The following is a 13,347-nucleotide window of genomic DNA, read 5'->3' on the forward strand; positions in this document are numbered from 1 at the left end:
GGCCGACAGGTCAGCCGTCCGGCAGCGTGAACAGTTCCTGCGGCTCGGCGACGCCGCGCAGCGGGTGGAAGCCCAGCGACTGCAGGCCGCCGGCAGCGCCCAACGAGTCGCGGAAGGAGCTGGAAATCAGCACGTTGCGCTCCATCGGCCGGCACAGCGCCTGGATCCGGCTGGCCTCGTTGACCGCCGGGCCGACCACGGTGAAGTCGAGCCGGCCGACCGCGCCGATGTTGCCGTACAGCACATCGCCCAGGTGCAGCGCCAGGCCGAAGTCCATCACCGGCTTGCCCGCTTCGGCCCGCGCCGCATTGAACCCGGGGAAGTCCGTGCGCAGCGCCGCGGCCGCGTTCAGGGCCTCGCGGCATACCGCGGCGCTGTCGCGTCCGGTCAGGTCGAACACGGCGAGCAGGCCGTCGCCGAGGAACTTCAGGATCTGGCCGCCGTTGTCGTGCACCGGGCGCGCCATCGCCTCCAGATAGTCGTCCAGCGTTTCGATCAGCGCGTCGCGCGGCAGCCGGTCGGTCAGCCGGGTGAAGCCGCGCAGGTCGGAGAACCACAGCACCGCGCGGATGGTCTCGGCCGAGCCGCGCTCGATCGCACCGGTCAGCACCCGCTCGCCGGCATCGCGGCCGAGATAGGTCTGCACCACCGTGTGCGCCACGTCGTAGGTCAGCCGCGCCTTGATCGCCAGCGCCAGGAACGGCAGCGTGTCGACCACCTGCGCCAGCTGGCCGTCGTCGAAGCCGTCGGCACGGTCGGTGGCGCAGGAGAAGAAGATGCCGTCCAGCGACGGCGCGGTCCCGCCGGCGGCATCGAAGGCGCGCAGGTCCCGCGCCGCCGCGTCGGGATCGAATGGCACGAGCCGGGCGGCATATTCGGTCAGGCCCTCGGCGCGCAGCTCGGCGAACAGCGGAAAGGCGTCGGCCGCGGCGTCGTCGAGCCGCCAGCGCCGCGCCAGGATGGCGCCGCTGCGCATGTGGTGGATCGGGCTGCGCAGATAGACCTGGCGGTTCTCGATGCTGCGCTCGCGCGGCACATAGTCGACCGCCCGACTGCCCGGCCGCCAGATGAAGGTGTGGGCGCCATAGCGCGGATGCAGCGCGTTCATGCCGATCTGCGCGCGGCACATCGGGAACCCGGCGTCGCGCACCCGCTCGCAATAGCCGGCCAGCTGCTCGCCGATCGGCAGGCCGCGCATGCCGCGCTCCACCAGCCACAGCGCCAGCCCGCCCAGGTCGAGCGGCGCGCTGCCGGCCTGCGCTGTTCCCGCCTCCGCTTCCATGCCGGCACAGTAGCATGGACGGCGGCGGCGGCGGCAGCGCGGCTTTGCCGGCGGCTACATCGGGCCGTAGTAGTAGATCGCGCAGACGTCGTCGCTCTGGCTGCTGGTCGGCACCGCGCTGCCGCCGTAGACGGTCATCGCCAGGCTGCCGTCCGCCACCACTGCCAGGGTGATGTAGGTCGGCTGCATCCCGCACAGGGTGTTGCCCTCCAGCAGCACCGGGTTCGCCGGCGGCACGACCTGCAGCACGGTGGCCGGCCCGGGCGCGCTTTCGAAACCCCACAGACCCGGCACGCCCTGCTGCACCGCCTGCACCGCCAGGCTGGCGCCGTTGCCGAACACGATCGCGGTTGGCGTGGTGGTGATGTCGCCGGTGATCGCCATCGCGATGCTGCTGTAGGCCTGCCAGCTGCGGCCTTCCCAGCCGTCGAGCTGCTGCGGCGCGGCGGCGGTCAACAGCGCGGCGGCCAATCCGGCCGCGGCGACGGTCGCTGGCAATCTTGTCATCCGGTGCTCTCCCTGTTGGCGGCGGCGGTCAATGATCGATGCGATCTGTGCAGACGAAGGCGCCCGGCGCCAGCGGCACGAAGGCCGTCGACGCCATGTCGAACGTCCAGGCCGCGTCCGGCGGCCGCCGGCCGTCCCAGCGGGCGAATGCCGGGGTGGCGGGGTCGGCGGTCAGTGCGCATTCGTCCTGGGTCAGCGGCGCACGGAAGGTCAGGCTGGCCAACGGCGGGTGCAGGCTGGTCGCCACCTGCCAGGCGGCCGGCCAGCCGCCGGTGCCGGCTTCGGCAGCGGCGGCGACCACGTAAAGGCCGTCGTCCATCGCGTTGGCCATCGTCAGCAGCCACAGCTCGGCGCCGTCCGCCGGCCGCGCGCCGAGCCAGCGGTGGATCCCGGTCTGGCGCCAGCCGTCGACCGCGGCGCCGTCGGCGAAGATCGTGCCGGGCGGGAAGGCGATCGCGGTCGGAACCCGGGCGGAGCCGTCGGCGCCGCTGCGGTTGTAGAGGGCGAGATCGGCCGCGCACTGGAGGTCGAGCGCGTCCAGCGCGGCCGCGGCGCCGCCGAGCGGAAAGATCCAAGCCGCGTCGTCGGCGCCGGTCAGCGACAGCCGCTCGCCGGCTGCCAGCGCCGGGCGCAGCGCAGCCCAGGCCGCCGCCGGCGTGCCGTGCGCCGGCAGCACTTCGAGCGGCGTCCGGTCGGTCAGCAGCACCTGCCGGCCGAGCGGCCGGCCGTCGACGGCCAGCGAGGCCGGGTCGCCCTGCGCCACCGTCCGCGCCGTTTCGATCACCAGCAGGCCGTCGCATCTTATGCCCAGTCCGTCGCCCGACTCCGGGTCGTAGGTCCAGGCCGTCGGCGGCACGAAGCAGGGGCCGCCGCAGTCGGCCCAGCCCGAGCCGAGCACGGTCCAGCTTTCGGTTGCCGCAGCCGGGGTCGCCGCGCCCGCCGCGAACGCGACGGCGGCACGTGCGGCGCGCGGCCAGCCGCCGCGCCGTCGCCGCAGCGCCGCGGTCACGCCGCCTACTCCGGCCCGAAGTCCTCGCAGACGAAGGCGCCGGCCGCCAGCGGCCGGAAGCTGGCGCTGGCCGGGTCGAACGCCCAGGCCTGCGCCGGCGCCGGCCCGCCGTCCCAGCGGGCGAAGGCGAACGACTGGGCGTCGTCGAGCACGCGGCACGGGCCCCAGGCCAGCCGGGCCGGCGGCTGGCGGTCGGCCGGCGGCTGCAGGCTGGTCTCGACCCGCCAGGTGGCGACGCTGCCGTCCGCGGTGTAGCTGTCGGGCGTGACCACCACATAGGCGCCGTCGCCGCCGGACTCGAACACCAGCGCCCACAGCTCGGCGCCGTCGGCGGCGCGGTTGCCCAGCCAGCCGCCGTTGCCGCTGTCGGCCAGTCCGCCGACGACGGCGCCCTGCGCCAGCGTCATGCCCGGCGCGAACGCCGGGGCGGTCGGCCAGTCGCCCGCGGTGGCGGAGGGCGACGCGGCGGTCGCCGCCGTCGTCTCCGCGGCGCAGAGCCGGTCGAGCTCGCCCAGCGCGGCGCGCGAGCCGGCCAGGCTGAACTCCAGCAGCGCGCTTTGCGTCATCCACAGCTGCACGGTGTTGCCGGCCATCAGCGCCGGGCCCAGCGCCGCCCAGTCCTGGCCGGCGCCGGTCGGCGAGACGTAGACGTCGTTGAGGCCGTTGGCGACCGCGAAGCGGCCGAACGAGCGGCCGTCGATCACCATGTCGACATGGTCGAAGGCCGGCGTCGGCTGCTGCATCGCCGGGCCGCCCAGCACCAGGGTGCCGCCGCACTGCACGCCGAAGGCGAAGTTGCCGCCCGGCTCGAACACCCAGGCGGTGGCCGGGGTGCTGCATTCGTCGCCGCATGCGCCGCGCTCGCCGGGATGGGCCGCCCAGCGGGCCTGCTGCGCCGAAGCCGTGCCGGCGAGAATCAGCAGGGCGGCGCCGGCGACGGCAGCCTGAAGCGCGGGTCGGGGTCGAATCGGCATGGGGCCATGTCCTTCGCTGTGAGCGGGCGGGCGGGTCCGGCGACGACGGAAACCAAGCACGCCACTATGGCAGAAATCGGACCGCCGCCGCGACGCCCGCGCCGTGCCGCGCCGCGTCGCGCTAATCGACCGGATAGGGCCCGTCGGCGAATGCCCGGTCGTGATAGCCCTTGGCGCCGACCGCCAGCGCCAGCGGGCTGCGGAAGTCGCGGCCGTCGCGCAGGCAGGCCAGCATGGCGCCGAAATCGTATCGCGGCCGCCAGCCCAGTGCGGCGACCGCGCGGCCGCTGTCGTAGACCCGGTCGATCGATGGGAACAGGCGCCAGCCGTGCCGGGCATAGAGCGCGGCGCAGCCTGGGAACAGCCGCTCGACCACCGCCGGCGCGTCGGCGCGCAGGGCGGCCAGGTCGGCGCGGCCGAACGGCGTCGGCGCCGAGACGATGAAGCGGGCGAAGCCCAGCCGCGGCGCCTGCGCGACCGCCAGCAGGTGGGCGTCGACCACGTCGGCCAGGTCGGCGCGGCGATACAGCAGTTCGTTGGCCTGGGCGTTGTCGCGGCCATAGCGGGCGCGCACGTCGGGGTCGTCGTCCGCCTCCGGGAAGAAGCGCGCGGTGCGCAGCACCACCACTGGCAGGCCGTGGCGGCGGGCGAACAGCTCGCACAGGCTCTCCGCCGCGGTCTTGGTGACGCCGTAGATGTTGCGCGGCACCGGCGCCACCGCCTCGTCGATCCACGCCGCCGGCGCGCCGGGCGCCGGCGTCAGCGCGGCGCCGAAGGCACTGGTGGTGCTGGTGAAGACGAAGGCGCCGACCTGCGCCGCCACCGCCGCCTCCAGCAGCGCCAGCGTGCCCGAAATGTTGACATCCACGAAATCCTGCATCGCATGGGTCGCCACATGCGGCTTGTGCAGCGTCGCCGCGTGGATCACCGCGGAAACGCCGTCCATGCAGGCGGCGACGAAGCCGCGGTCGGCGATCGAACCGACCCGGTCGGTGAAGGCCGACGCCCTGACGTCGAGCCCGCGCGCCGCCCGCCCGCCGGCGCGCAGCACCCGCATCACCCCCTCGCCCAGATGCCCGGCACTGCCGGTGACCAGAATCGTCATCGCCCGCTCCCGTGCCGGTCGCACGTTTCCACGGTCGCGGCCCGGCCACGCGCCGTCAGATCCCGGCCGCGCGCAGGCCTTCGACCAGGCGGGCGGTCAGGTCCGGGTGGTAGTTGCGGCGCTGGAACATCGCGGCGGGGTCCTGCGCCGTGCCGGGCTCGGCCGCCTCGAGCTCGGCGAGCAGGGCGGCGGCAGCGTCGCGGTCGCCGGCGATGCCGGCGGCGATGGCGCGGGCGGCGATGTACAGCGGGTTCTGCAGGCCGGCCAGCGGCGCGGTGCGGCGCGCGGCCTCCTGCATGTCGCCCAGGCCGAGATAGGCCAGGAAGAACGCGTAGTCGCGCCAGGGGCCGGCAACCGGGCTCAGCGCTTCCGACCGGACCAGCAGGTCCAGCGCCTCCCGATGGAGGCCGGCATAGTTCAGCCGCGAGGCGAAGCCGCCGACGATATCGAAGTCGTAGGGGTTGAGGTTCACCGCCTGCCGGCCCAGCCGCAGCATGGCGCCCTCGTCGCCGAGCAGGCTGTAGATGCCGGACTGCAGGTAGTAGCCCCGGGCGTAGGACGGCGCCAGCCGCGTGCCCTCGACCGCGGCCGCCAGCGCGCGGTCCAGCGGGTTGCCCGGCTGCAGGTTGCGCTGGTCGGTATATTCCTCGCGGTCCATCATCGCGATCACGTGGTAGAGCAGCGGGCTGCTGTCGCCCGCGGCGATGGCGGCGCTGGCGCAGTCGCGGGCGGCGCGATGGCCTTCGTCGGTCTGGTCGTCGAAATAGGCATAGGCCAGCAGGCTGCAGCGGATGCCGTCGCTGAGGTCGCCATGCGCGGCATAGTCGCCGAGGATCAGCCCGTCGAGCCTGACCAGGCGGGCGGCCGCATGCTCGACCGGCGTCGGCCCGGCGCCCGCCGCCGCGATCGGCACCGTCTCGGCCGCAACCACCTCGCCGCCGGCCATGCGGACCACCTCCAGGGCGGCGATCCTGGCGTCGTCCTCGCCGCGCACGGCGATCGACAGCTGGTAATCCTCCGGCCAGGCGCCGCCGCCCGGCGCATGGTCGGCCGGGTCGGCGAAGCCGCGGTCGAACAGGGCGACGAATTCGAAGCGGCTCATCACGTTCAGCATTGTCGCGCGCACGCGGGCCGCGTCGCCGCCGGCCGGCGCCGGCACCAGAAACAGCCGCGGGCGGGCGGGCCGTTCCGCCGTCGCGGTCGGCGGGGTCGGCCCCTCGGCGACGGCCGCGCCGCCTTCCGGCTGGCGCACCAACAGCAGCGCGGCGGTCGCGACCACGGCCGCGCCGACCAGGGCGCCCGCGACGATCGCCAGCCGGCGGCGCGCCTGGCGGCGCAAGGTCCGCGCATCCGGGCCGATCTGGTGCAGCATCGGCCGGTATTGCCCCTTCGGGATCTCGATGACGGTCTCGCCGGGCCGGGCGCCGCCCTTGTAGAGCGCCAGCGAGCGCCGCAGCCGATTGACCTCGACGCGCACGATGCTGTCGGTGGACGGGTCGAAATCGGCGGACCGGCCCAGCACGTCCACCGCGATGGCGAAGGCCTTCAGCTTGTGGCCGCGGCCCTCCAGCGTCTCGTTGACCACATAGCGCAGGATGTCGGCCTCGCGCGACGGCTGCGTGATCACGCCCGAGGCCAGCACTCGCGCCAGCGCATCCAGCGCCAGCCCGCGGTCGAAGTCCTGGCCTTCGTCCTGCCCGTCCTGCGTCACGGCGTCCTCGCGTCCGTCCTGCTGCCCGTCTCCGACATGGCGTTTGTGCCACTTGTGCCACGCCGGGCCAACCGTGCCGTGTCCGATCGGCACGGCGCCGGCCGCGCGACGCGTCGCGGCGGCGAGCGAATTCGATGCGGCGCGGCGCCGGCATGGCCTATTTTGCGGCCTGGTCAGGCTTTGGAGGGCGGCCGATGCGGCTGGGAGTTCGTGCGCTGGCGGCGACCGTGGCAACGCTGGCGTTGCCTGCGGCCGCGGCGCTTGGCCAGGGCGTGGAACAATGCCTGCCGGACTTCCCTGCGGCGCAGGTGGTGCCGGCCTGCACCGCGGTGATCGACAGCGGCCAGTGGACCGGCGCCGAGCTGGTGTCGGCCTACGGCAACCGCGGCAACGCCAACCTGCTGCTGCGCCGGTTCGACGCCGCGCTGGCCGACTTCGAGCAGGTGGTCGCGCTGGCGCCCGACATCGCCGCCGGCTATCGCGGCCGCGGCCGCGCCTATCACAGCCTCGGCCGGCTCGACCTGGCGCTGTCCGACTACGACCGCGCCATCGCGCTGGAACCGGGGGTGGCGCTGGCCTACGACAACCGCGGCCAGGCGCTGCGCGCGCTCGGCCGCCACCAGGAGGCGATCGCCGACTTCGACCGCGCCATCGCGCTGGAGCCCGACCAGGCCGCCGCCTATGTCAATCGCGGCAACGCCTGGCTCGACATCAGCCAGTTCGAGCGCGCCATCGCCGACTACGACCGCGGCATCGCCCTGCAGGCGGGCCTGGCGCTGGCCTTCAACAACCGCGCCATCGCCCGCTGCAAGCTGGGCGAGCCGGACGCGGCGATGGCGGATTTGATGCAGGCGCTGGCGCTGGCCGGCTCGGCCGAGGGCTGGCAGCGCAACCTGGCCGAGCTCGGCTACTACGACGCCGCCATCGACGGCGACTACGGCCCGATCACCGAGGCGGCGCTGCGGCAATACATGGCCGACGGCTGCCCGTGAGCGGCGGCTTGCCGCCGGTCGGACGATCAGGCCCGACCTGCGTCTGTCGCAGGTCAGATTCTGAGGCCCGACCTGCGTCTGCCGCAGGTCAGATGATCAGGCCCGACCTGCGCCTGCCGCAGGTCAGATGATCAGATCGGTCAGGTGCTCGATCGAGGTCTCGGCCTGGCGCATGTCGGCGATCTTCTCGCCGCGGGCCATCACCACCAGCCGGTCGGCGATCGGATAGACGTGGTGCAGGTTGTGGGTGATGAAGATCGAGGTGATGCCCTGGTCGCGCAGCCCGCTGACGAAGCGCAGCACCTTGTCGGTCTCCTTCACCGACAGGTGGTTGGTCGGCTCGTCGAGGATCAAAAGCTTGGTCTTGAAGTACATCGCCCGCGCGATCGCCACGCCCTGGCGCTCGCCGCCGCTGAGCTCGTCGACCGGCGTGTTCGGCGAGCGCAGGTGCAGCTCCACCCCTTCCAGCGCGCGCATCGCCTCGTCGGCCATCTTCGCCTTGTCGAGGATGCCGAACTTGCCGACATGCGCCTTCACCGGCTCGCGGCCGATGAAGATGTTCCGGGCGATCGACATCTGCGGCACCATCGCGGTGTGCTGATAGATCGTCTCGATGCCCAGCTCCATCGCCACCCGGGTCGAGGTCAGCCGCACCTTCCGGCCCTGGAACCAGATCTCGCCGGCGTCGGGCGCGTGGCTGCCCGACAGGATCTTGATCAGGGTGGACTTGCCGGCGCCGTTGTCGCCGACCAGCCCGATCACCTCGGCATAGCCGACGTCGAGGTCGACGTTCTTCAGCGCGTGGACGCCCTTGTACCACTTGTCGAGCCCGCGGGCGCGGACCAGCGGCGCCTCGCCCGCCTGCGGCGCGGCCGCCGCCTGTGCCTGGGTCTGCATACTCACTTCACCTTCATTTCGCTGGCCCGGCGGCGGATGACGATGTTGACGATCACCGCCAGCACCAGCAGCACGCCGAGGAAGGCGCGAAACCACTCGCCGTTGACCCGCGACATCACCAGGCCGTTGTCGATGGCGCGGATCAGGAAGGCGCCGATGATCGCGCCGACGATCGAGCCGACGCCGCCGGTCAAGAGCGCGCCGCCGATCACCGCCGCGGCGATCGCCTCCAGCTCCAGCCCGGTGCCGATGTTGGGCAGAGGCTGCTTCAGCCGGTAGGTCTGCAGCGTGCCGGCGAAACCGGCCAGGAACGAGCACAGCATGAAGCAGATGATCTTCACCCGGCGCACGTTGATGCCCATGTCCTGCGCCGCCAGCCGCTGGCCGCCGGTGGCGTAGATCCAGTTGCCGAAGTTGGAGGTGTGCAGCACCAGCGCCAGGATCACCGCGATGCCGGCATACCAGATCAGCGAGGCGCGGAAGGCGCCGAAATTGTAGACGAACGGGTCCAGCGGCACGTTCGACGGCATCGGCGGCGGGAAGCCGCCGACCAGCACCACCGCCAGGCTGCGCGCGACATAGAACATGCCGAGCGTGGTGATGAACGACGGGATGCCGAAGGTCAGCGTGATGATGCCGTTGACCCAGCCGCAGGCGATGCCGGCGATCAGGCTGAGCGCCAGCCCGGAATAGGGGTCGAGCCCCCAGCGCGTCATCAGGATGTGGCCGAGCATCGGCACCAGCGCGAACACCGAGCCGACCGACAGGTCGAACTCGCCGGCGATCATCAGGATCACCACGCCGAGCGCGACGATGCCCAGCTCCGGCAGCACCGGCAGGACCACCTTCATGTTGTCGACCGAGATGAAGATGCCGCCGGTCCAGATCTGGAAGCCGATCACCACCAGGATCGCCATGGCCAGGGCGCTCAGCTCCGGCCGCGACATCAGCAGCTTGACGGTCTTCCTGAAACCGGAGCTCGGCGCCGTCGCGGCCGAAGCGTCCTCGCTTGCGCTCATGCGATGTGCCTCATCGATGCATGGGGGTCGATGTGCCCGGACCGCCGGGCCGCGCAAACCCCCGCGCTGTCATCGCCGGGCCTGGCCCGGCGATCTCTCTCACGCGGAGAAAGATGCCCGGGTCGAGCCCGGGCATGACGACACGGAGGCGTTCCGGCGCTCGGTTCAGCGCACGCCCTCGTCGGCGAACTGGCGCACCGCGGCGACGTCGGACGGGTAGATCAGCGCCTTGCCGGTGTTCACGTCCCATGCGCTCAGCCCGTACTTGTCCATCAGGTACAGCTGCATCACCGGCAGGAAGCCCTGCAGGTAGGGCTGCTGGTCGACGGTCAGCTGGACATAGCCGGCGTCCATCTCGTCCAGCACCACCGGCACCAGGTCGAAGCCGGCCAGCAGCACCTTGCCGGGCTCGATGCCCAGGTCGCGCAGCGCGGCGGCGGCGCCGGCGTGCCAGTAGCCGACGTCGAAATAGGCGGTCGTCTCCGGCCGCGACTGGACATAGGCCGCGACGCGGCTGCCGACCACCGACAGGTCCAGCCCGCTCTCGATCTTCTCGTAGGTGACTTCGCGCTCCGGATGGGCGGCGATGTAGTCGTCCATGAAGCGGGCGACGCCGTTGCCGCGCTGGGTGGCCCAGCTCTGCGAGAAATCGGCGACGCCGATCACCACGTGGATCGGCCCCTCGGCCGGGAACATCTCCGACAGGCCCTTGGCCAGCTCGTAGCCGGCCTGCTCCAGGTCCTGGCCGATGAACGACAGCCGCGGGCTGCCGGCGGCGCCCTCGGTGTCGTCGACATTGGCGGCCAGCACCGGGATGCCGGCGTCCAGCGCCGCCTGCACCGCATCGTCGAAGATGGTGTCGTCGACCAGCGTGGTGATGATGCCGTCGACGCCCTGGGCGATCGAGGCGTTGAAGTTGGTCAGCTGCTCCTGCAGGTCGCCGTCGTTGCGCAGCACCAGCATCTGGCAGTCGGCCTCGATCTGCTCGCAGGCCTCCATGAAGCCGCGGTTGACCGCCGCCCAGAAGGTGTTCGAGGTGCTGGAGTGCATCACGTAGTTGATGGTCAGGGCCTGCGCCGCCGGCGCGGTCAGCGCCGCGGCGGCGCCCACGGCGAGCGCGCCAAGCCATGTGGTCCGGGTGGACATCGGTTTCCTCCCCCTTGTTCCGAGGTTGTTGCGCCGGTCGCGGGGCGCGGGTGCGCCTGCCGGCCCGCGCACGTTAGGGTCACGGCGGCCGGAATGCAAAAGCGAAAACAAATCGTTTCGGCGCAAGACGGCCGATTTTCCGGCTCGACACTCCCGCCTCCGGCGCCGCGCGGCTAACATGCGCAACCCGGTCGCGGTCGACCGGCAACCCGGCCTGGAGTGCAAAGTGACCGACCCCGCCCCGAGCCCGCCCGGCTATCGCCGCCTGGACCCGGCCGGCCTCGTCGCCGCGCTCGCGGACGTGCCGGCGGTGGCCGAACGGTTGGGCCCGCCGGCCGCGGCCTGGTCCGCCACGCCGCTGGACGGCGGCAACCTGAACAGCCTGCACGCGGTCAGGGGGCCGCGCGGCGCGGTCTGCGCCAAGCAGTCGCTGCCCTACATGCGCATCCTCGGCGAATCGGCGCCGATGCCGCTGGACCGCATCGTCTTCGAGCGTGCCGGCCTCGAGGCCCATTTCCGCTTCGCGCCGGACCGCATCGCGCGCCCGTTGCACTTCGATCCGGACCTGTGCCTGATGGTGTCGGAGCTGCTGGAGCCCCACGTGCCGCTGCGCGCGGCGCTGATGGCGGGCCGGCGGTTCCCGCGGCTGGCCGGCCATCTCGGCGACTACCTGGCCGACGTGGCCTTCCTGACCTCCGACCTGGCGCTGCCGGCGGCGGAGCGGCGCCGCCGTGCCGCTGCCTGCGCCGGCAATTCCGGCATGTACCGGTTCATGGAAGACCTCGCCTTCACCGAGCCGTACATGGATCACCCGCGCAATGCCTGGAACCGGCCCCATCTCGATGCGACCGCGGCCGCCCTGCGCGCCGACGGGCCGCTGAAGGCGGCGGTCTGCCGGCTGAAGCACGGTTACCTGACCGCGATGGAGGCGCATGTCCACGGCGACCTGCATACGGATTCGATCCTGGTCACCGAGACCGACACCCGGGTGATAGACCTGGAACTGTCCGGCTACGGGCCGATGGGCTACGACCTCGGCCATTTGGTCGGCCACCTGCTGTTCGCCCATTTCGCCCGCGACGGCTACGACGAAGCCGCCGCGGCACGCGCCGCCCGGCAGGACTGGCTGCTCGACACCATCTGTGCCGTCTGGCGGCACTTCCGCGCCCGTTTCGCCGCGCTGTGGCGCGGCGCGCGGACCGGCGACGCCTGGCCGACCGCGCTGCTCGACGACGGGCCGGCGGCCGACGCGGCGCGCGACGCGCTGCTCGACCGGATCCTCGCCCACGGACTCGGCTTTGCCGGCGTCGAGATGATCCGGCGCATCGTCAACGTCGGCCAGGTCGCCGACCTGCAGTCGATCGCCGATCCGGCGATCCGCGCGGCGATCGAGATGCGCTGCATTACCCTGGCCCGCGAACTGATCCTCGGCGCCGAGCGGGGCCTGGGGCTGGAGGCCGTGTGCACACGGGCGATGGCGCTGCGCGGGCCGCCGGCGTCCGCAGCGGTGCCCTAGCCGAAAGGTCAGGCCTCCGCCGGCGCCGGCTCCAGCGCAGCGATCGCCGCCGCGGCCCGGGCGCGCTTGGCCGCGTCGGCATCCTTGGTGGCGATCCGGCGCAGGGTCGACAGCGCGCGGCGGTCGCCCGCCTCGGCCATGGCGAAGGCCTTGGCGTCGCGCTCGTCGTAGTAGGCGGTGTCGAACGGCACGGTGACGAGGTCCATGCCGCGCCAGTAGTAGCGGTGGCCCGCGTCCGGCGCTGCGGCATAGAAGGCGTCCCAGTCCATGAAGCCGCGGAACGGGGTAAGCCAGTCGGCGCACACCGGCTCGCCGGCCGGCTGATAGCGCAGGTCGACGGAAATCCGCATGGCGTCGGATCGGTTGGGAATGCCCTGGTGCACCGTCAGGCAGTTGAACACCAGCACGTCGCCGGCCCGCATCGGGCTCCAGGCCCAGTCGGCGGCGAAGTCGCCGGGCACCGCCATCCCGCCGGCGCCCATCGCCGGCTCCAGCGGCAGCACGCCGTTGCGGTGGCTGCCGGTCGCGACCCGCAGGCCGCCCAGGTCGCCGGCGCAGTCGCCGATCGGGATCCAGGCGGTGCACAGCCGGCGGCTGCCCTGCACATGCGGATAATCCTGGTGCTGCGGCGTGGTGTGCTCCTCCATCCGCGGGAAGATGTTGCGCACCAGGATGCGCGGCAGCGGCAGCACCGGGCCGTCGAACAGCCGCGCGAACAGGCCGGTCAGCGCCGGGTGATGCTGCAGCCGCTGCACCTCGACGCTGGCGCCCTGGCGGCAGACCAGGTCGGTGGCAACCGGGTCGGTATCGTCGCGGAAGGCGGCAAGGTCGGCGCGCGCCGCCAGGCCGTCGGCGCCGTCGCGCCGCACCCAGCCCAGGTCGGCCAGCATGGCGACCAGCCGCCGGCGCACCGCCGCCACCTTCTCCGCCGGCAGCAGCCCCGGCAGGAACAGATAGCCGTCCGCCGCCAGCCGCGCCCGCAGCGCGGCGCCGTCGCCGACAATGGATGCGGAATCCCGGAATGGGTGCATGTGTGCCTTTCGCCCGCTGCGGGCAGCGAAGGGGAAGACTAGCATGGCGCCCGGCGGGCAGGCCATCGGCGGCGGCAGCTTCCGCCCTGCCTGCGCGTTCGGCATTGTGGCGACAACGACGGAGGATTCGAACATGCCGATCTGCGAGGCCGATCCCT

12 protein-coding genes are annotated in these 13,347 nt (G+C 72.7%); 2 read left to right on the plus strand and 10 right to left on the minus strand.

Annotated elements, in window-relative coordinates:
* Positions 1-10: 10 nt before the first annotated feature.
* The 6 genes from R3F55_25850 to R3F55_25875 all read right to left on the minus strand — a co-directional run bounded on the left by R3F55_25850 (position 11) and on the right by R3F55_25875 (position 6,588).
* Positions 11-1,282, minus strand: coding sequence for an adenylate/guanylate cyclase domain-containing protein (locus R3F55_25850; GenBank protein MEZ5670795.1), 1,272 nt, complete (start codon positions 1,280-1,282; stop codon positions 11-13).
* A 54-nt stretch (positions 1,283-1,336) separates the two neighbouring features.
* Positions 1,337-1,789, minus strand: a complete 453-nt coding sequence (locus R3F55_25855) for a hypothetical protein (protein ID MEZ5670796.1) — start codon at positions 1,787-1,789, stop codon at positions 1,337-1,339.
* 28 nt (positions 1,790-1,817) lie between these two features.
* A complete protein-coding gene (locus tag R3F55_25860; GenBank protein MEZ5670797.1) occupies positions 1,818-2,798 on the minus strand; it encodes a hypothetical protein in 981 nt (326 codons plus the stop codon).
* A gap of 5 nt (positions 2,799-2,803) precedes the next feature.
* Complete coding sequence (locus tag R3F55_25865) at positions 2,804-3,772, minus strand: hypothetical protein (protein ID MEZ5670798.1); 969 nt, start codon at positions 3,770-3,772, stop codon at positions 2,804-2,806.
* A gap of 121 nt (positions 3,773-3,893) precedes the next feature.
* Complete coding sequence (locus tag R3F55_25870; protein ID MEZ5670799.1) at positions 3,894-4,877, minus strand: NAD(P)-dependent oxidoreductase; 984 nt, start codon at positions 4,875-4,877, stop codon at positions 3,894-3,896.
* A gap of 55 nt (positions 4,878-4,932) precedes the next feature.
* Positions 4,933-6,588, minus strand: a complete 1,656-nt coding sequence (locus R3F55_25875; GenBank protein ID MEZ5670800.1) for a hypothetical protein — start codon at positions 6,586-6,588, stop codon at positions 4,933-4,935.
* Positions 6,589-6,782: 194 nt separating this feature from the next.
* On the opposite strand from R3F55_25875, the gene R3F55_25880 reads away from it, so the two are divergent.
* The gene (locus R3F55_25880) at positions 6,783-7,580 is read left to right on the plus strand and encodes a tetratricopeptide repeat protein (GenBank protein MEZ5670801.1); all 798 of its coding nucleotides are present in this window, start codon (positions 6,783-6,785) and stop codon (positions 7,578-7,580) included.
* A 123-nt stretch (positions 7,581-7,703) separates the two neighbouring features.
* Here the strand turns inward: R3F55_25880 and R3F55_25885 are convergent, their stop codons facing one another.
* The 3 genes from R3F55_25885 to R3F55_25895 form a co-directional block, all read right to left on the minus strand.
* On the minus strand, positions 7,704-8,477 hold the full coding sequence (locus R3F55_25885; GenBank protein MEZ5670802.1) for an ATP-binding cassette domain-containing protein: 774 nt from the start codon (positions 8,475-8,477) through the stop codon (positions 7,704-7,706).
* Positions 8,478-8,479: 2 nt separating this feature from the next.
* Positions 8,480-9,496 carry an ABC transporter permease gene (locus R3F55_25890; protein MEZ5670803.1) on the minus strand — a complete coding sequence of 339 codons (1,017 nt, stop codon included), beginning with the start codon at positions 9,494-9,496 and terminating at the stop codon, positions 8,480-8,482.
* Between the two features lie 165 nt (positions 9,497-9,661).
* Positions 9,662-10,642, minus strand: coding sequence for a sugar ABC transporter substrate-binding protein (locus tag R3F55_25895; GenBank protein MEZ5670804.1), 981 nt, complete (start codon positions 10,640-10,642; stop codon positions 9,662-9,664).
* A gap of 226 nt (positions 10,643-10,868) precedes the next feature.
* Between R3F55_25895 and mtnK the strand changes: the two genes are divergently transcribed.
* Complete coding sequence (gene mtnK / locus R3F55_25900) at positions 10,869-12,158, plus strand: S-methyl-5-thioribose kinase (GenBank protein ID MEZ5670805.1); 1,290 nt, start codon at positions 10,869-10,871, stop codon at positions 12,156-12,158.
* Between the two features lie 8 nt (positions 12,159-12,166).
* On the opposite strand, the gene R3F55_25905 is transcribed toward mtnK, so the two are convergent.
* Positions 12,167-13,189, minus strand: a complete 1,023-nt coding sequence (locus R3F55_25905) for a phytanoyl-CoA dioxygenase family protein (GenBank protein ID MEZ5670806.1) — start codon at positions 13,187-13,189, stop codon at positions 12,167-12,169.
* Positions 13,190-13,347: the final 158 nt, after the last annotated feature.

Source organism: Alphaproteobacteria bacterium, from assembly GCA_041396705.1.
Taxonomy (GTDB): Bacteria; Pseudomonadota; Alphaproteobacteria; order CALKHQ01; family CALKHQ01; genus CALKHQ01.

Coding starts and splice junctions, on each gene's coding strand:
- R3F55_25850 (MEZ5670795.1), bottom strand. CDS start 1,282: ATGGAAGCGGAGGCGGGAACAGCGCAGGCCGGCAGCGCGCCGCTCGAC.
- R3F55_25855 (MEZ5670796.1), bottom strand. CDS start 1,789: ATGACAAGATTGCCAGCGACCGTCGCCGCGGCCGGATTGGCCGCCGCG.
- R3F55_25865 (MEZ5670798.1), bottom strand. CDS start 3,772: ATGCCGATTCGACCCCGACCCGCGCTTCAGGCTGCCGTCGCCGGCGCC.
- R3F55_25870 (MEZ5670799.1), bottom strand. CDS start 4,877: ATGACGATTCTGGTCACCGGCAGTGCCGGGCATCTGGGCGAGGGGGTG.
- R3F55_25880 (MEZ5670801.1), top strand. CDS start 6,783: ATGCGGCTGGGAGTTCGTGCGCTGGCGGCGACCGTGGCAACGCTGGCG.
- R3F55_25885 (MEZ5670802.1), bottom strand. CDS start 8,477: ATGCAGACCCAGGCACAGGCGGCGGCCGCGCCGCAGGCGGGCGAGGCG.
- R3F55_25890 (MEZ5670803.1), bottom strand. CDS start 9,496: ATGAGCGCAAGCGAGGACGCTTCGGCCGCGACGGCGCCGAGCTCCGGT.
- R3F55_25895 (MEZ5670804.1), bottom strand. CDS start 10,642: ATGTCCACCCGGACCACATGGCTTGGCGCGCTCGCCGTGGGCGCCGCC.
- R3F55_25905 (MEZ5670806.1), bottom strand. CDS start 13,189: ATGCACCCATTCCGGGATTCCGCATCCATTGTCGGCGACGGCGCCGCG.